This is a genomic window from Nostoc sp. FACHB-110 (assembly GCF_014697425.1).
Taxonomy (GTDB): Bacteria; Cyanobacteriota; Cyanobacteriia; order Cyanobacteriales; family Nostocaceae; genus Nostoc_B.
Window position 1 is genome coordinate 33,244 of record NZ_JACJRU010000019.1, and the last position, 19,275, is coordinate 52,518.

Genomic DNA, 19,275 nt, shown 5'->3' on the forward strand with positions numbered 1-19,275 from the left:
TGGTGTGCCTACTTCATCACGGTTACTTTAAAAGAGATTTTGATGCTCTTTGTTTAGTCTGGCTCATCTACTGCTTGGGAAATTGCTGGCTCTGCTGGTAAAAAATGATCGTTCATCCAGTTAAGCAATGGCACTAATAATAAAAGCATACAAGCAGAGTACAGATCACCGCCCCAACTGTCATGTAACCATTTAAAAGCAGCTTCATTGCCTGTGCCGTGGAAGTAACTCAGGAAAGTATTCCGAATGATATTGGCAGTAATGCTAATTGCCACAGCAGTAGCCAAAAACCAAGTACTAATGCGGCGTGAAGCTAAACCACCAGTCCAGTAAAGTAACATCAAACCGACATAAAGGGTAGTAAAGAGCATTTTCAACCCTGCACAATAAGGTGCTACTTCGACAATTCGTCCGCCTACATAAATATTGATTTCATCAACAACAACTTGCATTCCTATCTGGTTGAGGATAAAACCTGCTGTTCCAGCAATAAAACTTTGTAGAGGTAAGGTGTAAGGAACTAGTAAGTAAGGTACGGATGTTGGTGTGGCTAATAGTACTAATATCAACGGAAATCCTTGCAAGCGTAACCCGGCTATGCCTTTAAACCATAAGCACAACCCCGCGAGAATTATAGGTAAAGAAAGATTTACCCACTCGGCAATACCACTGAGATAGAATACTCCCCCAATTACTAGTAAGAAAGCACCTAAAGGATGGGTGCTTTCTGGGAGACGTTGCCATTGTTTGCGGTTCAGCCAGCTTAAGTAAGCGGCAAAGGGTAGACCGATGATTCCGTGACTAAAATATTCATGTTCGATGCTGATACTTTTGTTTAGCCAACCATCTAGCCAATGTAGTAACAAAGGAGCATACAACAATCCTAAAACACCTAAAATCGCAATGCTTAGTAATTGCTGTTTGCTTTTGATTTGAATGTGTTGCGGAAGTGCCATGATGATAAGCAATTAAAAAAATGATTAGCGATCGCTTGTCTTACTAGTGACCACTGCTAACATCAGAAATCATGTCATGAAAATCAAAGATTTGCAGCAATTTCGCTCACAACTGCTGTAACTTGGCTACTTGTCAACCCGGGATACATAGGTAAAGATAATATTTGCCCTGCGAGTTTTTCTGCTTGGGGAAAATCGCCCTGCTGATAGCCTAAGTAAGTGTATGCTGGTTGTAGATGACAAGGAATAGGGTAGTGAATACCTGTTTGAATTCCTGCGGCTAAAAGTTTTTCCTGAATTTGTTGGCGTTGTAAACGACAAGACTCATCAACTTTCATCACGTATAAATGATAGACGTGTCCGGTGTCGCTGTGATTTTGCATCGGGATGATGCCAGCAGATGTGAGCGATGCTAATTCTGTATCATACTGCCGTGCAATAGTTAGGCGATCGCTATTCCACTGCGCTAAATAAGGCAGTTTTGCTAGTAAAATAGCTGCTTGCAACGTATCCAGGCGGCTATTTGTCCCTGGTTCTTCATGCACATACTTTTGCGATGAACCGTAGTTACGCAAACGTGCCATTTTTTGGGATATTTCTAAATTTTTTGTCAACAGCATTCCGCCATCGCCAAACGCGCCTAAATTCTTACTAGGATAAAAGCTAAAAGCCGCAGCAATTCCTACAGAACCTGCCTTGTAACCTTCACGTTCGGCTAAGTGCGCTTGGGCGGCATCTTCAAAAATAAATAGGTTGTGGCTAGTAGCAAAATCTAATAATTGCTTTGGTGATACCATCTGCCCATACAAATGTACAGGGATAATGGCTTTCGTCTTGGCAGTTACTACCTTAGCTGCCGCCTCTAAATCAATTAATGCTGTATGAGGATCGCAATCAACAAGAATTGGTTTAGCACCAACTTTTAACACACCAATCAGTGTGGCAACAAAGGTATTGGCTGGTAAAATAACCTCATCACCAATACCAATATTACAAGCTTGTAAACCAAGAGCGATCGCATCAGTACCTGATGCCACACCCACACCATAGGCTGTCCCAGATGCCGCAGCAAAAGCCGCCTCGAAATCTGCCACAGCTTTTCCTAAAATAAAATCGCCTTTACTTAATACACCATTAATCGCTGCTTCTAATTGTTTTTGAATTGGTTGATGTTGTAAATTCAGGTCTACAAAAGGAACTCTCACAGTAGCTTGATTCATTGGGTTCTATCCTCAAAAATTGAACATTAAAGTCACTTTTTACCTCTTTTAAAGATTAACCGATAAAATTTTAAATATAATTTAAATTCCTCTCGAATAATTAATTTAAAAAACTAATTAGCCAAGAAAAATATTTATTTAATTTAAAAAAATATCCGTTTTTTTACCTAATATAAATCACATTATTTTTGATCACATAGTAATATTAAGCAAGCAATAATTGAGTGAAAAAAACCTAGATTCGCTCATGAGCTAGACATCAATTGTCAGGATAAAAAGCTTTTATCCTGACCTTAAAGTTATATTACCCTGGCAATATCTCAAACTAACGTACTTCTGTGTTCAACCCTGAGTTATTTGATTATCTCAGGATGCACCTAGATTTACGGTATGGGTATAAAATTTTGTGCAATTATTGTTTGTCGAGGGCAAATTTGGGGAATGCTTAAAAATAGCGAATAATAACCAAGCAGAAACAGCGGTTATATAAATTACAGTATCGACGAATTATCAAGGTAGCGGTGGCAATGGTAGAGCCTGAAAACAAATTATTAGCCCTTAAGGATGGTTGGATCTCTCAGGAAACAAGAGAACAACAACGCCTCAAAATACTGACAGAGCTAGGTTTACGTCAACCAGAAACAATCCCAGTCTTTGAAGAAGCTACTCAAACAGCTGCCCATTTTTTGGAAGCACCAATTTCCATTTTGGGATTTGTAGATCAGGAACGTCACTGGTTTAAATCAGCTGTAGGTTTATCTAGGCTGGGATTAATGAATAATTTAGCGCAAAGTCGTCAGTTGTTGCGCCAAGAATCTTTCTGCACTCAAGTAGTAGAATCTTGTAGAGAATTAGCTATTAACGATACACATAAATACAGTAATCCTACGTTGTCTACTAGTAAGTTAGTACAGGATTACGGCATCCGTGCTTACTTAGGCGTACCGCTGATAGATTCTTCAGGGCATTGCTTGGGTACTTTGGCAGTCATGGATTTAGTACCGCGAGATTTTAAAAATCGAGATATTGAACTTTTACAAATCATCGCTCGTTGGAGCATGAGTGAATTTGAGCGCAACCGACTCTTACAAATTAAGCCAGAAAAAAGCAATCATAAAAATGCTGCTTTGTTATTCAGTGATGAATCCACAAGCGACAGCAAAATTAACCCAACAAACGTAGACAAAGAATCCTTATCTACTAAGCAATTAAAGCTAGAACTTTTGGAACAACTGACTCACGAATTACGCACACCCTTGACCTCAGTACTAGGAATGGCTAGTGTCTTGGGGCGAGAAATTTACGGGCCTTTAACAACAAAGCAAAGAGAATATCTTGAGATTATTCAACACAGCGGCCGTTATTTATTATCGTTAGTTAACGAAATTACCGAACTAGGCACAGTAAATGATCACTCCAACGTCCTCAACCTAGCACCTGTAGACATTGAAATGCTTTGTCAGCAAGCTATTAATAGCCTAGAAGAGCCAGCAAACCGCCGAGAGCAAGATATTCGCCTTTCTATCGAACCAGGGCGTGGTCGCATTTGGCCTTTAGACAAGGATAAAGTACGGCAAATACTTTACCACATGGTTTTTAGTGTGATTCAACTGTCTGCCACAGGTAGTATTGTTCGGATTCATGTTTCTTACAAAGAAAGTACCTTGAACATTACTGTTTGGGTCTCACATCCTTGGTTGGGAGATGGAATTACTGAAGTTGATCCTTATTTTCGACTTCATCCATTGTCACTTTTGGAACTCAGCAATGAAACAGGGTTTTACAATCCTTACCAAGACAATCTAGACGAGTCAAACAGTTACCCAGTAGCAGTAGAAAAATCATCAAACCTGAGTGATTCTTACTCAGATTTATTAACTGTCAGTTCGGAAATGGATTTAGCTAAGGGTAATGGTAACTTGTCTCGTGAAAGCCTAGGTTTATTGTTGAGTTATCAACTAGCAGAATTGCATGGTGGACAAATTTCTATCCAAGGTTCACCAGAATCAGGACATAGGTATGTACTGTCTCTACCTATACAAATAGCGACTAACTCGGAAGCCACTGAAATCGAATAACACGCTAGTTTTGATGACTAATATAGGACTCATCTTTGGATTTAGGCAAAAAATCATTACACCCAGATCAATCTTCTTGCCTATTCCCTCAACCCTACTCCCTAACTACACAACTAGATTCAGAAATCAAACCGGATTCCTATACGAACAAACATAATAAAAAAATAAAACGTCCAAAACATCCAAAATTGTCAATATTATTTTTCTGCTGTAATCATAATTTGGCAAAACAGTAGTGGTATGAATTTGCAATCTTAGTTGTTAGCTGTTTATAATCACCCGCATTATGATCGAGTGCAAGTTCTACTTGTGCGGATCTGCTAATTGATTGCAGTGTGTTTTATGAATTTAGTCTGGCAACGATTTACTTTATCTGATTTACCACTCAAAGAATATTTGGCAACTAGCTATCTACGCCGTTTTTCGGTTGGATTACTCAACTCATGGCGACAAAGCAGCATTTTGCTACAGTGGGGAGATGTAATAGCAGCCGCTTTAATCAGCTTAGTTTATGCGCTTGCTCCTTTTGTATCAAGCACATTAATTGGCGTGCTGTTGATAGCCTGTGTAGGTTTTTGGCTGTTGTTGACTTTATCTGATGAACCAGTCCCAGCCAATACTCCATTTTTCACGCCTATTCACTTATTGATATTGCTCTACTGGGGTGTGGCTGTTGTCGCTACAGGATTATCACCAGTAAAAAAGGCGGCTGTCAACGATTTGGTGACATTAACACTTTATTTGTTGTTGTTTGCCCTTTGTGCCAGAGTACTCAAGTCACCACGTATCCGTTCATGGATTATTAGCCTTTATTTGTTGGTATCGCTGATTGTGAGTGTTTATGGATTACGGCAATGGTTTTTTGGTGCTGCACAATTAGCAACTTGGGTAGATCCAGAATCACCGTTGTCTAAGACTACTAGAGTTTATAGTTATTTGGGTAATCCTAACTTATTAGCTGGATACCTGATGCCAGCGGTAATTTTAAGTTTAGTAGCAATTTTTGTTTGGCAGAGTTGGGTGAAAAAAGCTTTGGCATTAACTATGTTAATAGTTAATGGTGCTTGCTTAATTTTGACTTTTAGTCGTGGTGGTTGGATAGGACTATTAGTCGCTATTTTCACCACAATTACGTTGTTAGTGTATTGGTGGGGTGTGCAGATGCCCCCTTTTTGGCGTACTTGGTCGCTACCCATCATGTTAGGTGGTTTGTTGGGATTGTTGATTTTAGCAATACTCTTTGTAGAGCCAGTGCGTCTGCGGGTTATGAGTATTTTTGCCGATCGCCAAGATAGCAGTAATAATTTTCGCCGTAATGTTTGGGATGCGGTGTTTGAGATGATTCGCGATCGCCCTATTATCGGTATTGGCCCTGGCCATAATTCTTTTAATAAAATCTACCCCCTATATCAACGTCCTCGTTATAGTGCTTTGAGTGCTTACTCAATTCTGCTGGAGGTAGCTGTAGAAACTGGTTTTATTGGTTTAGCTTGTTTTCTGTGGCTGATTATCGTGACGTTTAATACAGCATTTTTACAACTACGGAGATTACGTCAATCTCGAAATATCCAAGGATTTTGGTTAATTGGGGCTTTTGCTAGTTTATTGGGGATGTTAGCCCACGGTACAGTAGATACCATCTGGTTCCGTCCAGAGGTGAATACTCTGTGGTGGCTGATGGTTGCCTTAATTGCTAGTTACTGGACTCCTTTAAACCAAGTCAACACTCAAGCAATTAATTCAACTAACCAAGAGTCTGCTGCTAGTTAATCGTGTTGAGAAGGTTACGTTGAACGACGTAACCTTCTCAAAAATTGAGAACACAAAACATGGGTTTGTCTAGGTTGCACTACTCTCTATAGGTACTACTACCTGTGGTGCTGGGGTCACGATAACGAGTTGTTTCGTCGTTGCGTTTTTTACCAGCTAAACCAGCCAAACCAATTAAACCAAGTAATCCTAACCAACCCCAATCAAAATCATTGCGATTGTCAGTTGTATTTGTTTGGGGATTGTCAGTCGTGCTAGGAGTCGAATTAACCTGTGCTTGTACAGGCACAGTTAAAGGCAAAATTGCCATACCCACAGTCAGTAACCCCATGCCCAGTGCTTGAGTGATATTGCTTTTCATGGTAAAGTTTCCTTTTTGCTGCCAAAAGTTACTCACCACTGTATCGAGTCCTAACAAAGCCAAAATCAATCTTGAGCTATAAACTATGCTGTTTCTTTCTTCACGCTGAGGGTATACAATCTAGTACCACAAGGCAAAAGTAAAAAGAAAAAATAGTGATACCACAAGCCTTTTAGCAAGTTCAGATGGTCTGTTTATTTACGCCAACCTGTACTAGGGAGTGGAAAATATTGCGTAGGCAGTAGGATAGCCGAGGAAAGTCACAAATAACTCATAACGATTAACTAATAATTTTTCATGGCTCGTTGAATATTCCGTTGATCCTCCCGGCGTTTGATATCTTCGCGCTTATCGTGGATTTTTTTACCTTTCCCCAGGGCAATGCTCACTTTTACCCAACCTCGCTTGAGGTACATCTTTAAGGGAACCAAAGTCAAACCCTGCTGTTCTACTTTGCCAATTAATTTGCGAATTTCTTGACGATGCAGTAATAACTTGCGCGTCCGACGCGGTTCATGGTTAAAATATTGCCCACTTGCGTTATATGGAGAAATATGCACGTTAATTAACCATATTTCGCCATCGCGGATCAAAGCATAACCATCTTGTAGATTCACTTTACCCGCACGGATTGATTTAACTTCTGTTCCCGTCAACTGAACACCAGCTTCATAGGTTTCTAAGATTTCATACAAATAGCGGGCTTGACGGTTGTCACTAATAACTTTGTAACTTTCGCTCTTGTCACTCATTGATATTTTGATAACTTTTAAATGTGTTGCAAAAATTGCTTAGACTAGCTTGTAAATAGATAGAGGCGTATTTAACCACTATAAATTAATTATTAGCTGAATATCAGTGTTATCCTATTAATCTATCGTTTTCTGAGCATCAATTAAAATGTTTTGTGCAGTACAAGCTGCTGCATTATTATGGATAAAGTCAATATTAATATTTACATTATGGTGAGTGATTACTATGCACTAATGGTGCGTTGTTAAGAATTACGAAAGTATTTATGCCTAATCAGCACTATTTATAAAACTTGCGTTAAACTGCTTAAGCCACTGCTGATAATTTAAGATTTTCTTTATAAATTAACTATCGGGCAGTCATTAGCTGGTAATCCTGTCATAGTATGAAACATAAGAACACTATTTATTGCCTGTGTTCACTGAAAAAGCTCGTGGAAGCAAATTTCTAAGTAACAACAATGGTAGGGGTGTACTTTCCATGCCCTTGACGATCCTTGTAGTGGATGACGACCTGGGCACTCGTCTGTCTATTAGCGACTATCTTGAACTGTCTGGCTATTCTGTGATTACGGCTAATGACGGTCAAGAAGCTTTAGCAATGGTAGAAGAGTACCATCCCGATTTAATCGTCACTGATATTGTGATGCCACGGATGAATGGCTATGAACTGGTACGTCGGGTGCGCCAACAACCAGGATTCCGTTTATTGCCTGTAATTTTATTGACAGCACGGACAAAAACCCAAGAGAGAATTTTGGGTTATCAGTCGGGGTGTGATTTATATTTACCAAAGCCGTTTGAGTTAGAGGAGTTAGCGGCGGCTATTCGCAATTTGTTGGAGCGATCGCAAATTATTCAATCTGAGTATCGCGTTTCCCAGAAAGAAAATCTCGGTAATTCCACCCCAGCAACCGCAGTAGAAGCGCAAAACTCTATATTTACCCAGCTTGAAAAACCTGAATTTTTCTCATCCCTAACGACTAGAGAACAAGAAGTTCTCGAATTATTGACTCATGGTCTATCAAATGTTGAAATGGGTCAACAATTACACCTGAGTCCGAGAACTGTGGAAAAGTACGTTAGCAGTTTATTAAGAAAAACCGCCACCAGCAACCGGGCTGAACTGGTACGGTTTGCAATTAAACATGGTTTGGTAGAATAGCTGCTGGCGTTATGCCATCAAGCTTCTAATTGTTGCTTGCTAATTTCTTGAAGCAGACCTTCACAAGCATCAACCAGTAAATCGATGACTCGATTGAATCCTTCTATTCCCCCGTAGTAGGGATCTGGAACTTCTTTGAGGTTGTGTCGAGTGCAGAATTCACACATTAAATGCACTTTATTGTGATATTGGCCAGTTGGGTCAAGGGCAAGAATATTATCGTAATTGTCTCGATCCATTGCCAAAATTAGATCAAACTCCTGAAAATCAGACTTGACAAATTGTCTGGCTCGACCACGAAGTTGAATTCCTAATTGAGCCGCCGCCGCCGCACTCATCCGACGGTCAGGCGGACTACCAATGTGATAGCTAGATGTACCAGCAGAATCACAGACAATGCTGTTACTTAATCCAGCCTGCTCTATGAGATGATTCATGATGTTTTCTGCCGATGGCGAACGACAGATGTTTCCCAGACAGACAAACAACAGCTTATAGGGCATAGATATTGCGCTGAATAAATGTCAAAAGTCCATAGTCCACAGTCTATAGTCTCAAAATTTTTGACCATTGACTATTGACTATTGACTATTGAACGCCAGTTAATGACAGTTGCGCAGTGTCGGAAACCCCGCCCACGGCACTGTCTCCCTTTAACTAAAATCCAGGCAATTCCAGTCCACTGGTCAATTCTTCCATCCGTTCGCGCATTGTGGCTGTGGATTTGTTGTAAGCGTCTTTCATAGCCACTGTTACAAGGTCGGAAAGTAATTCTGATCCTTGTGCTAAAGCATCAGGAGAAATTTCTACTCTCTTTGGTTCTTGATTTCCACTGACAATCACCTTGACTAGGCCACCGCCAGCTTCTCCTTGAATTTCCATTTGCTCCAATTCTTCTTGGAGCCGCTTTGCGCCTTCTTGAACTTGCTGCGCTTTTTTAAAGGCTTCGGCCAGTTCTTTCATTTTGCCTAAGCCAAAGCCAAATCCTTGTCCTTTACCTGTCATAGTTGATTGTCCGCGTGTGCTTTGAATAACAAATCAAATTCAATTATAGATGCGGGCGGTAATTTGCCACTTTTGTTACTAATAATTAATGGTGGGGAGTAGGGAGTAGGGAATAGAAATATTTGTGATTGAATCTGGCTGGCTATGAATAAAATTCCTCCCTAGCCCCTAGTCTCTAACCTCTAGCCTCTCCCTAGCCACAAGCTGCCTGAAACTCGCCCATCATTTTGACTTCTGGCTCTAACAAAATCGACCAGCGTTCTTGTACTTTTTCTTGGATGTGACGAATCAAGCAGAAAATATCACTAGCTTTAGCTCCACCACGGTTGACGATGAAATTGGCATGGAGTTGAGCAACTTGCGCGCCACCAATTTGATAGCCTTTGAGACCTGTTTGTTCAATTAACCAGCCAGCTGCATAAGGTTTGGGATTGCGGAATACACTACCACAACTGGGAAAGTTGTAAGGTTGGGTAGAGAGTCGATGTTGTTTGTGTTGTTTGGTTGATGCTAAAACTTTGGCTGGGTCTGCACCAGGTTGCAGTTGAAAAGTTGCTTGGGTGACAATGCAATCACTACCTTGCAGGATTGATGTTCTATAGCTGTAATTTAATTGGGCGGGAGTCAAGGTTTCTAACTTACCGTCTGCTGACAGAACTTCGGCACTAACTAAGATATCTGCGATACAGTTATTATGTGCGCCAGCATTCATAACTACAGCACCGCCCACTGTGCCAGGAATACCTACAGCCCACTCTAAGCCTTCCCATCCCTGTTGAGCTACTTCCCATGATAAGCTGGGAATTGATTCTCCAGCTGCTACGGTCAATAAACCAGTTTCTTGGTCAAAGTGAGTGTGGCGGAAATGACGTGTTGCAATCACTAAGCCAGGAAGACCGCGATCGCTCACCAATAAATTAGAACCTGCGCCTAAAGTTGTTACTTTTAAATTGTGTTCTTTTGCGTAATTCAAGCTAGCTTTTAATGCTTCTATGTTTTGGGGTGCAACATACCATTCTGCGGCTCCCCCGACTCGGTATGAAGTAAAAGCTGAGAGAGCAGCCTGAGGCTTGATAATACAATCTGTACCAGGTAAGTAAATTAGTTTGCTATCTGATGATTTATCTGTTTCGTGTTTCTGTGCAGGTGTAGCAGAAACTGTGCAGATGTTTCCAGCTGCCGGAGAAGTTTTCATTTTGACATCAATTTGTGAAATTTTTACATTTTTCTGCCGTACAAATACAGCAGTCAGTATGAATCGCTCACACGATTAATTCAACAGTTTCAAGATGTGGCTGTAGCAGCCTCACAAAGTGTGGTAATGATTTCAGGAATGATTTGATTTAAATTTCCTGCACCCAGGAATAATGCTAAGTCTCCAGGACGCAGTGTTTTGAGTAAAAACTCACCTACTTGGGATAAAGTTGGTTGATACACTACTTGTGAATGAAACTTGCCAACTTCTGTTGCTAACTGTTCACCACTAATTTGTCCTAAGTTGGGTTCTCCTGCGCTGTAAATATCAGTCAGTACAACCAAATCAGCATGAGCAAAGGACTCAGAAAATTCTTCTAAAAATGTCAGTGTGCGACTATAGCGATGAGGTTGAAATATAGCTACTACCCTTTGTCCAGGTCTCGCCTGAAGGCGTGCAGCTGCAAGAGTAGCACGAATTTCACTGGGGTGATGGGCATAATCATCTATAAAAGTAATCCCGTCAACTTCGCCGCGAAACTCAAAACGTCGTCTTGCTCCTTCAAAAGTAGCAATCGCTTTAGCAATTTCCCCAAATTCTAAATTTAATCCTCGTCCCACTGCAACTGCAGCTAAAGCATTACTCAAGTTATGCCGACCAAGTAAACGTAAATTTAAGACACCTAAAGCTTTACCGCGTTCCCAAACTAAGGCTGTAGTGCCATCGTGACGATAATCAATATTTGTCACACTATAGTCAGCATTTGTATCTTGATGCAGACTATAACTGATGGTGGGTTTTAGGCGATCGCGTACTGTGGCACAATCAATACTGCCGATTAAAGTCTTACAACCCCGTGCAAATGTTTGGAAGGTCTCAACTACTTCATCTAATGTTTCGTAGTGGTCAGGGTGATCTAGTTCAATATTAGTGATGATGCCAATCTCAGGCGCGTGTTTCACCAAAGAACCATCAGATTCATCCGCTTCTGCTACTAGATATTCGCTTTGACCTAAACGAGCATTACCTTCCCAGGCATTAACTTCACCACCAACCAAAATTGTCGGGTCTAAACCAGCTTGTAGCAGCATATAACCAATCATGCTACTAGTTGTAGTTTTACCATGCGTACCTGCTACAGCAATACTTTTATAATCAGCAATTAAAGCAGCTAGTACATCTGAACGATGTAATATTGGACAACCCAATTCCAAAGCTGCTTTGTATTCTAAATTATTAGTGTTAATTGCAGTTGAACAAATTACTTGAGGTAGTGAGAACTTGGCAGCAGTTAATGATTCTGGAGAACTTAATGTTGTTTCATTCGTCATTAGCTGAGGACGAAAGAATTCAAGATTACTTGCTTCTTGCTTACCAAAAATATGTGTGCCGATAGATTCTAATTTCCGCGTAATATGATTTGGTCTCACATCTGAACCTGATACTGGCAATTTACGCTTTGCTAAAACGTATGCCAGAGCAGACATACCTATGCCACCAATTCCAATGAAATGAAATGGTCTACCGCCAAAATCCACAGCATTACTCATTGATTACTCCTCTTACACCACACCATATTCACAAATGACACGCGTATCATAACAGGAATTTGTTTTTTACCGTAAATTTTTCTACACCTTTTTTAGGCTTACTGTCTGAGAGCTTTTCCAATTGCGTTATGCGGATTGAGAATGATTTTACCTTTGTAGGAGGTTTTTGCTATTTCTGAACTGTTTTTAAGAATATTCTGAAAATTTACACTGCATCGGGAAAGAAATTCATGTAATGACAAATACATATTTTTAGATTCCTGACTGGTAAGGGCTACGATAATACATTCGTAACCAAATTACTTTTAAATTTCATCAAGCTAAGGCATGAATTGAGTACAATAATACATTGATAGTGAAATTGTGCTTCAAATGTATAAAGCCTAGGCCCGATCAGATGCAGCAACTAGCAATTTTCGGTGGCACATTTGATCCAATTCATCGGGGACACTTACTCATAGCCGAAAAGGCTTTGGATCAACTACCCCTAGATCAAATAATTTGGGTACCATCGCTTAATCCTCCTCATAAACAAGCAGCAGCGTTTGAACATCGAGTTCAGATGCTACAACTAGCTACAAAAGAAAACCCAGCTTTTACTGTCTCCTTAGTAGAATCCAGTCGCTCTGGAACTTCCTATGCCATCAACACTTTGATTGACTTATCTACTATTTATCCAAATGCTCGCTGGTACTGGATTGTAGGTTTAGATACCTTCCAAACCTTACCTCGTTGGTATCGAGGACACGAACTAGCACAAATGTGTGATTGGTTGATTGCGCCTAGGCAGCTAGGTAATGATCAAGTTCAAAGCGATATTATCTGCCAACAAGTTGAGCAACAACTCAGACAGCAGTCACTCACCATTCACTGGCAATTCTTGAATATACCCTTAGTAGGAGTTTCGTCAAGTCTTATTCGTAAACTTTGTTGTGAAAGCAAATCTATTAAGCATTTAGTCCCAGAGTCGGTTAAATTTTACATCACGACTCACAAGCTCTATTCAGAAAAACCTGAATAAAATATATATATTTTTTTTGGATCTAACACTTTATAGTTATTAATACTCCCCTCCTTTGCGATATGATTGGGTTCAAAGATATCAACTTATAGGCATAAATACAGAGGGCAAGACACTGTGATTAGAGTCGCAATCAACGGTTTCGGGCGCATCGGGCGTAACTTTGCACGTTGTTGGTTAGGTCGGCAAAATAGCAATATCGACCTTGTAGCTATCAACGACACATCAGATCCTAGAACAAATGCTCACCTCCTGAAGTATGACTCAATGCTTGGGAAGTTAAAGGATGTTGACATTTCCGCCGATGATAACTCTATCATCGTTAACGGTAAAACCATTAAATGCGTATCTGATCGCAATCCAGAAAACTTGCCCTGGAGAGAATGGGAAATTGACCTAATTATCGAAGCAACTGGGGTATTTACTAGCAAAGAGGGAGCGTTAAAGCACGTAAATGCTGGAGCCAAAAAGGTTCTAATTACCGCCCCTGGTAAAAATGAAGATGGTACTTTTGTCATCGGTGTGAATCATCACGATTACGATCACAATACACATCACGTTATTAGTAATGCCAGCTGTACTACCAACTGTTTGGCTCCCATTGCCAAGGTGCTGAATGATAGATTTGGCATCATTAAAGGCACAATGACCACAACCCACAGCTACACCGGAGACCAGCGTTTGCTAGACGCTTCTCACCGCGATGTACGTCGGGCAAGAGCAGCAGCCATCAACATTGTCCCCACCTCTACAGGTGCAGCAAAAGCTGTGGCGCTTGTAATTCCAGAACTTAAAGGTAAACTGAATGGTGTTGCCTTGCGTGTACCAACCCCGAACGTCTCAATGGTAGATTTCGTTGTTCAGGTTGAGAAGCGTACTATTACTGAAGAAGTCAACCAAGCCCTCAAGGATGCCTCAGAAGGTTCACTCAAAGGTATCTTAGACTACAGTGAACTCCAATTAGTATCTTCTGACTACCAAGGTACTGATGCTTCTTCGATTGTTGATGCTAGCTTGACTTTAGTCATGGGTAGTGACTTGGTAAAAGTCATGGCTTGGTATGACAACGAGTGGGGCTACAGCCAACGCGTTCTAGATTTGGCTGAACTAGTAGCCGAGAAGTGGCAATAATTTATCATAGCCAATAATAAATACGGTTAACTATTGACCAAAATGTTGAAATCCCTGGCTAAGGCTGAGAACTTGGTCAGGGTTTTTTTGACTTTGGTCACGGAGTAAAACTTGTGAACCAGATGTAATAGTACCGATAATTGCTGCACCTAGGCTGAGTTGCTGTACTAAAGTATTTGCCTGTGTTGATGGTAGGCAAAGTACTAATTCAAAGTCTTCACCACCATAGAGGGCGTATTCTATTGCTTGTTCTGGTTTGAGCCAATTGGTAAAAGTGCCTGGAACAGGAATTTTTTGGCTGTCTATAACTGCACCTACATTACTGGCGCGACAAATTTGTAAAACTGCATCTGCTAAACCATCGCTACTGTCCATTCCGGCAACGGGGAATGGGGGAGTTACAATTTCCCAGAGGATGGGTAATACATCTAAGCGTGGTTGAGGGCGTTGGTGAGCTTTGATAAGGGGGGTCTTTTCTGCTGGAGAGAGGTTCTGTCCTAATTGGGGATGCAAGAGTAGTTCTAAGCCAGCGTGGGAGGCTCCATGAACACCTGTAACCACGATCGCCATTCCTACTTTAGCAGCAGAACGGCGGATAACTCGCTGAGGATCAACTTCACCAAAGGCGGTAATAGAGATGGTTGCAGTTGGCGATCGCACCACATCACCACCGACAATTGGGGTATGGTATTTTTGCAGGCATTCTGTCATTCCTTGGTACAGTCGCTCCACCCAACTTACCTGTAAATCGCCAGGTAGCCCCAAACCAACAGTAATACCTACAGGTGAAGCCCCCATTGCAGCTAAATCTGATAAATTGGCTGCGGCTGCGCGCCAACCAGCATCTTCTGGAGATGTGGTAGCATCACTAAAATGTACGCCGTCAATTAAGACATCTGTTGTTACTACTAAAGATTTTCCTGGCGCAGTTACTAGAACTGCTGCGTCATCCCCAATAATTTCTGGGGGACAAAAGCTTTGTAATTTTTTTAATAGTCCTTGTTCGCCAATGTCTTTAACTGTGGTCATTTGTCATTTGTCATTTGTCATTTGTCCATAGTTAATTGTCAATTATCCTTTGTTTTGTCCCTTCTCCTTGTCTTCCATACACCCTTGCACCTTTACCTCCCCTACTTTCTACTCCCTATTCTCTACTTCCTCAAGTTACGATAATGGTATAGTTCAGGAGATTGTGGGGATGGTCGCTACACCAGTAACAAAACTCACATTTGAAGAGTATTTAACCTATGATGATGGCAGTGGTTTTCACTACGAGTTAGTGGATGGAAGGTTGGAATTAATGAACCCTCCGACTATTGAACATTTCCTAATATCTAAATTTCTTGAGCAAACACTAGATGCAGAAATCGCACGTTTAAGTTTACCTTGGCTAACTTTTCGGGAAACTGGGATGAGAACCGGAAGAAATAAGTCTAGGTTAACTGATTTGTGTGTGGTAACACAGGAGCAAGCAAGAGATTTACTAAAGGCTTCAGCTGTATTTGAGACACCACCATTACTGGTTATAGAAGTAGTCAGTCCAGATTCTATCAAGCGGGACTATCGCCATAAGCGTTCTGAGTATGCGGCGGTTGGCGTGCCGGAATATTGGATTGTAGACCCTTTAGAATTAAAAGTTACTGTGTTGCTGCTGGAAGAAGGATTTTACGAAGAGACAGTGTTTACGGCTGACCAGAAAATTGTATCGCAGACGTTTCCCGAATTAGCGATCGCTCCTCATCAAATATTCGCGGCGGGAAATTTGTGAAGTATGAAGTATGAAGTGTTAAATTTCATACTTCATACTTGATTTAGGCTGCTTGGGGTTGGACTAGGTTTTCTATGCCTTGAGTTACTGTTGCAGATTCGATTTTGTCACCAGCTTTGAGTTTATCTAAAATATCTTTGCCTTCTGTGAGATAACCAAATACTGAGTAACGCCCATCCAGCAAGTTACGTCCGGCGGGGGTGAGTTCTGGTTCAAATAAGAAAAAGAACACTTGCGATGAACCGCCATTAACTTCGCTTTCGGGACGCGCCATTGCTAATGCACCAAAGGAAGAAAAAGGTAACACTGGCATATCCAAATAACGACCAGCATCTTCTAACGTAATGCCGTAGGTTGGTGCTTTATCTCCTTCCGCCAAAATTTCTAACGGAATTGCCCGGTATTTGCCTGTTGTTGGGTCAATAAAGCCTTGTTCTTTGCCTGGGGGATCGCCTGTTTGCAAGACGTAGGATTCTTCAGAACGAGTAAATTCTAACCCGTTATAAAAACCCCTTTGGACTAAATCGACAAAGTTCCCAGCCGTCACAGGTGCGCTGTAACCATCGACTACAAGGGTTAACTCACCTTTGTTGGTTTTAATTTCAATGGTGGCACGACCTTTAAGTTGAGGTAAATTACTGTACTCTTGCGGGACTTCAAAGGGAAATTCCTTGACCATTGACTCTTCCAGCAAAGAAACTAAATTCAGCAATTTGTTTCGCCCTTGCAGAATTTGTTCTTTATCTTTGGATTGTGTCAATTCTTGGAGTTGCACTACACCAGATTTTAACTCATCAATCCATGCTTGGGCTTGAGCTTGGCTTTCTTCGGGAACGCTTGCTAAGATTTGTGAAGGCTTATCAAGCACGCGAGATGCTTTACTCAGGTCTTTGGAGATAGCACCCCAGCGCCGATTAGCCCGCAACTGGTTTGATATGTCTTCTAGACTGGCTTGCAGTTGGCGTACAGGTTGATTTTTTATTGGGAGTGCATAACGCAATAAAGCTTTGCCGTCGGTAATTGCATTGCCAGAGGGCAAGGCGGCACTACTGGAGGGAGTCCAGCCAGCTGTATTGATGCCTAAAAATATAATCACCAACAGTATTGTTACTAGGCTGGACTTTAGCCAGGATTTTATTAACTTAAGCATGAGTATGGCTCAAATGCAGCATGAATATTGTTGACTGGGCGGAACCCATCAATAATCTTCCCATAGTAGGAGTGCGGAGAAAGTGTGAAGTGTGAAGTGTGAAGGATGAAATTTCGTCATTCGGACTGGAAAATAAAAATTTGGCTCAACAAATCAGTACAAGCCTTGTTTCTACCTTCTGCACCATTCTTAACATTTCAGACTTCAGACTTCAGACTTCAGACTTCAGTTGACTAACTAACCAATTACTCCGCTAGAAGGGTACAATAAATGCCGATTGTCTTCCAACATTTGAAAGCTTCATGATCTCTAGTAACGACTTTCGACCCGGTGTCTCAATTGTATTAGACGGGTCTGTATGGCGGGTGGTTGATTTTCTCCACGTTAAACCCGGTAAAGGTTCGGCGTTTGTCCGCACTACGCTGAAAAACGTCCAAAGTGGCAAGGTTCTCGAAAGAACTTTCCGGGCTGGGGAAACTGTACCGCAAGCAACTTTGGAAAAAAGCACAATGCAGCATACCTATAAAGAGGGCGAGGAGTTCGTCTTTATGGATATGGAAAGTTATGACGAAGGACGACTCAGTGCTGCACAAATTGGCGATCGCGTCAAATACCTCAAGGAAGGTATGGAAGTGAACGTGATTCGTTGGGACGATGTAGTTCTAGAAGTGGAATTACCTAACTCTGTGGTGCTAGAAGTTATCGAAACTGATCCTGGTGTCAAGGGTGATACAGCTACAGGTGGTACTAAACCAGCCAAAGTAGAAACTGGTGCAACTGTAATGGTTCCCTTGTTTATTTCTCAAGGAGAACGGATTCGGATTGATACGCGTGAAGATAAATATTTAGGCAGGGAATAAATTTTCTCTTAAATTTTAGAGTTAGTTGTGATTTAAATCCCTATATAGGGTTTAAATCCCTGCCTTCATACCATTTTGAATTTGAGGTTTTAGATTTTGGATTGGGAATAACTGTCTCGTGTTTTAGTTCTGTCAATCCATCAGTCTCAATCATTGATTCAATTGGTATCACATAAAATAATCATTTTACGGACAGGTTGAGGTAATAAAAGCTGTGCCATTGGACTTTAATGAAATCCGCCAACTGCTGGTAACTATTGCACAAACAGATATTGCAGAAGTAACTCTTAAAAGTGATGATTTTGAGCTAACGGTACGTAAAGCTGTGAGTATTAGCAATCACGCTTTACCACAAGCTGCCGTTGGTGGTGTGGCAGCAGTAACGACAGTTGCAGCAGGAACTGTGCCAACGCTTTCCACAGAACGTATAGATGCTGCTGTGGCTGGTGCAGGTGTACAGGTGTCAGGAAACGCGCCTTCAACTATTGACAAAAGATTAGTGGAAGTTGCTTCGCCAATGGTGGGGACTTTTTATCGCGCACCTGCGCCAGGGGAAGCACCATTTGTGGAAGTTGGCGATCGCGTCCGTCAGGGACAAACGGTGTGTATTATTGAAGCAATGAAGCTGATGAACGAAATTGAAGCGGAAATTTCCGGTCAAGTGATGGAAATTTTGGTGCAAAATGGAGAACCTGTAGAATATGGTCAACCTTTGATGCGAATTAACCCTGATTAAGTATTAATCTATATATGAAATGAGTGATTGTTAACCTTGTCTGTTTTTACGGGTCATTCCTGATGAAACAAGCGTTGCCTGTACCGCCGGAAGTGGTGCAACAAGTAGCCGAATATTTCAGCCTGTTAAGTGAGCCGATGCGTCTGCGGCTGTTGCACTTACTACGGGATGAAGAAAAATGTGTACAAGAATTGGTAGAGGCAACACAAACTTCGCAGGCAAATGTCTCGAAACACCTGAAAGTAATGTGGCAAGCCGGAATCCTCAGCCGTCGCAGTGAAGGCACTTGCGCTTACTATCGGGTGGAAGACGAAATGATTTTTGAATTATGTAATCAGGTATGCGATCGCCTCGCTTCAAGGTTAGAACAGCAAGCTCGTAACTTTCGCATTCTGAACACAAAACTTTAGGTCATTTGTCAAAGGTCAATAGTCAATGTTAATTTTGACTTTTGACTTTTGAACGCTAGTTGCTACAACGGAGGTTATCTCCCGAACTTTGCTCAACGCGGGTTCCCCGCGCACGCAAGTTCTCGGGAGCAACGCACTGGCTCCTTT

General features: G+C 41.4%; 19 protein-coding genes. 9 read left to right on the plus strand and 10 right to left on the minus strand.

The window, feature by feature from the left end; all coding sequences use genetic code 11:
• Window positions 1–53 precede the first annotated feature (53 nt).
• Both crtB and H6G69_RS18100 read right to left on the minus strand, forming a co-directional pair.
• Window positions 54–956: a cyanoexosortase B gene (crtB, locus tag H6G69_RS18095; RefSeq protein WP_190690160.1), complete on the minus strand. Its 903-nt coding sequence runs from the start codon at window positions 954–956 to the stop codon at window positions 54–56.
• An 83-nt stretch (window positions 957–1,039) separates the two neighbouring features.
• Window positions 1,040–2,176 carry a DegT/DnrJ/EryC1/StrS aminotransferase family protein gene (locus H6G69_RS18100; RefSeq protein WP_190690163.1) on the minus strand — a complete coding sequence of 379 codons (1,137 nt, stop codon included), beginning with the start codon at window positions 2,174–2,176 and terminating at the stop codon, window positions 1,040–1,042.
• 527 nt (window positions 2,177–2,703) lie between these two features.
• Here H6G69_RS18100 and H6G69_RS18105 point away from each other — a divergent pair.
• Both H6G69_RS18105 and H6G69_RS18110 read left to right on the plus strand, forming a co-directional pair.
• Window positions 2,704–4,254: a GAF domain-containing sensor histidine kinase gene (locus tag H6G69_RS18105; RefSeq protein ID WP_190690166.1), complete on the plus strand. Its 1,551-nt coding sequence runs from the start codon at window positions 2,704–2,706 to the stop codon at window positions 4,252–4,254.
• A 342-nt stretch (window positions 4,255–4,596) separates the two neighbouring features.
• Window positions 4,597–6,024, plus strand: a complete 1,428-nt coding sequence (locus tag H6G69_RS18110) for an IctB family putative bicarbonate transporter (RefSeq protein ID WP_190690169.1) — start codon at window positions 4,597–4,599, stop codon at window positions 6,022–6,024.
• A 79-nt stretch (window positions 6,025–6,103) separates the two neighbouring features.
• On the opposite strand, the gene H6G69_RS18115 is transcribed toward H6G69_RS18110, so the two are convergent.
• Both H6G69_RS18115 and smpB read right to left on the minus strand, forming a co-directional pair.
• Window positions 6,104–6,385, minus strand: coding sequence for a WGxxGxxG family protein (locus H6G69_RS18115; protein WP_190690172.1), 282 nt, complete (start codon window positions 6,383–6,385; stop codon window positions 6,104–6,106).
• A 284-nt stretch (window positions 6,386–6,669) separates the two neighbouring features.
• Window positions 6,670–7,137, minus strand: coding sequence for an SsrA-binding protein SmpB (gene smpB / locus H6G69_RS18120; RefSeq protein ID WP_190690183.1), 468 nt, complete (start codon window positions 7,135–7,137; stop codon window positions 6,670–6,672).
• Window positions 7,138–7,618: 481 nt separating this feature from the next.
• Between smpB and H6G69_RS18125 the strand changes: the two genes are divergently transcribed.
• Window positions 7,619–8,302, plus strand: a complete 684-nt coding sequence (locus H6G69_RS18125; protein ID WP_190690186.1) for a response regulator transcription factor — start codon at window positions 7,619–7,621, stop codon at window positions 8,300–8,302.
• Window positions 8,303–8,319: 17 nt separating this feature from the next.
• Here the strand turns inward: H6G69_RS18125 and H6G69_RS18130 are convergent, their stop codons facing one another.
• The 4 genes from H6G69_RS18130 to murC all read right to left on the minus strand — a co-directional run bounded on the left by H6G69_RS18130 (window position 8,320) and on the right by murC (window position 12,052).
• A complete protein-coding gene (locus tag H6G69_RS18130) occupies window positions 8,320–8,805 on the minus strand; it encodes a low molecular weight protein-tyrosine-phosphatase (RefSeq protein WP_190690189.1) in 486 nt (161 codons plus the stop codon).
• 154 nt (window positions 8,806–8,959) lie between these two features.
• Window positions 8,960–9,307, minus strand: a complete 348-nt coding sequence (locus H6G69_RS18135) for a YbaB/EbfC family nucleoid-associated protein (protein WP_190690192.1) — start codon at window positions 9,305–9,307, stop codon at window positions 8,960–8,962.
• 193 nt (window positions 9,308–9,500) lie between these two features.
• Window positions 9,501–10,502: a UDP-N-acetylmuramate dehydrogenase gene (murB, locus tag H6G69_RS18140; protein WP_190690194.1), complete on the minus strand. Its 1,002-nt coding sequence runs from the start codon at window positions 10,500–10,502 to the stop codon at window positions 9,501–9,503.
• Window positions 10,503–10,591: 89 nt separating this feature from the next.
• Window positions 10,592–12,052, minus strand: a complete 1,461-nt coding sequence (gene murC / locus H6G69_RS18145; protein ID WP_190690197.1) for a UDP-N-acetylmuramate--L-alanine ligase — start codon at window positions 12,050–12,052, stop codon at window positions 10,592–10,594.
• 397 nt (window positions 12,053–12,449) lie between these two features.
• Between murC and nadD the strand changes: the two genes are divergently transcribed.
• Window positions 12,450–13,073, plus strand: a complete 624-nt coding sequence (gene nadD / locus H6G69_RS18150) for a nicotinate (nicotinamide) nucleotide adenylyltransferase (protein WP_190690200.1) — start codon at window positions 12,450–12,452, stop codon at window positions 13,071–13,073.
• A gap of 117 nt (window positions 13,074–13,190) precedes the next feature.
• Window positions 13,191–14,204 carry a type I glyceraldehyde-3-phosphate dehydrogenase gene (locus H6G69_RS18155; protein ID WP_190690203.1) on the plus strand — a complete coding sequence of 338 codons (1,014 nt, stop codon included), beginning with the start codon at window positions 13,191–13,193 and terminating at the stop codon, window positions 14,202–14,204.
• A 30-nt stretch (window positions 14,205–14,234) separates the two neighbouring features.
• Here the strand turns inward: H6G69_RS18155 and thiL are convergent, their stop codons facing one another.
• A complete protein-coding gene (thiL, locus tag H6G69_RS18160) occupies window positions 14,235–15,233 on the minus strand; it encodes a thiamine-phosphate kinase (protein WP_190690206.1) in 999 nt (332 codons plus the stop codon).
• Window positions 15,234–15,402: 169 nt separating this feature from the next.
• Here thiL and H6G69_RS18165 point away from each other — a divergent pair, with 169 nt between their 5' ends.
• Window positions 15,403–15,972 (plus strand): Uma2 family endonuclease, encoded by a 570-nt coding sequence (locus H6G69_RS18165; RefSeq protein WP_190690210.1) that lies wholly within the window; start codon window positions 15,403–15,405, stop codon window positions 15,970–15,972.
• Between the two features lie 43 nt (window positions 15,973–16,015).
• Here the strand turns inward: H6G69_RS18165 and H6G69_RS18170 are convergent, their stop codons facing one another.
• On the minus strand, window positions 16,016–17,122 hold the full coding sequence (locus H6G69_RS18170) for a peptidylprolyl isomerase (RefSeq protein WP_190690213.1): 1,107 nt from the start codon (window positions 17,120–17,122) through the stop codon (window positions 16,016–16,018).
• Between the two features lie 302 nt (window positions 17,123–17,424).
• Between H6G69_RS18170 and efp the strand changes: the two genes are divergently transcribed.
• The 3 genes from efp to H6G69_RS18185 all read left to right on the plus strand — a co-directional run bounded on the left by efp (window position 17,425) and on the right by H6G69_RS18185 (window position 19,128).
• The gene (gene efp, locus H6G69_RS18175; protein WP_190690215.1) at window positions 17,425–17,982 is read left to right on the plus strand and encodes an elongation factor P; all 558 of its coding nucleotides are present in this window, start codon (window positions 17,425–17,427) and stop codon (window positions 17,980–17,982) included.
• A gap of 214 nt (window positions 17,983–18,196) precedes the next feature.
• On the plus strand, window positions 18,197–18,718 hold the full coding sequence (gene accB / locus H6G69_RS18180) for an acetyl-CoA carboxylase biotin carboxyl carrier protein (RefSeq protein WP_190690218.1): 522 nt from the start codon (window positions 18,197–18,199) through the stop codon (window positions 18,716–18,718).
• 62 nt (window positions 18,719–18,780) lie between these two features.
• A complete protein-coding gene (locus H6G69_RS18185; protein ID WP_190690223.1) occupies window positions 18,781–19,128 on the plus strand; it encodes a helix-turn-helix transcriptional regulator in 348 nt (115 codons plus the stop codon).
• Window positions 19,129–19,275: the final 147 nt, after the last annotated feature.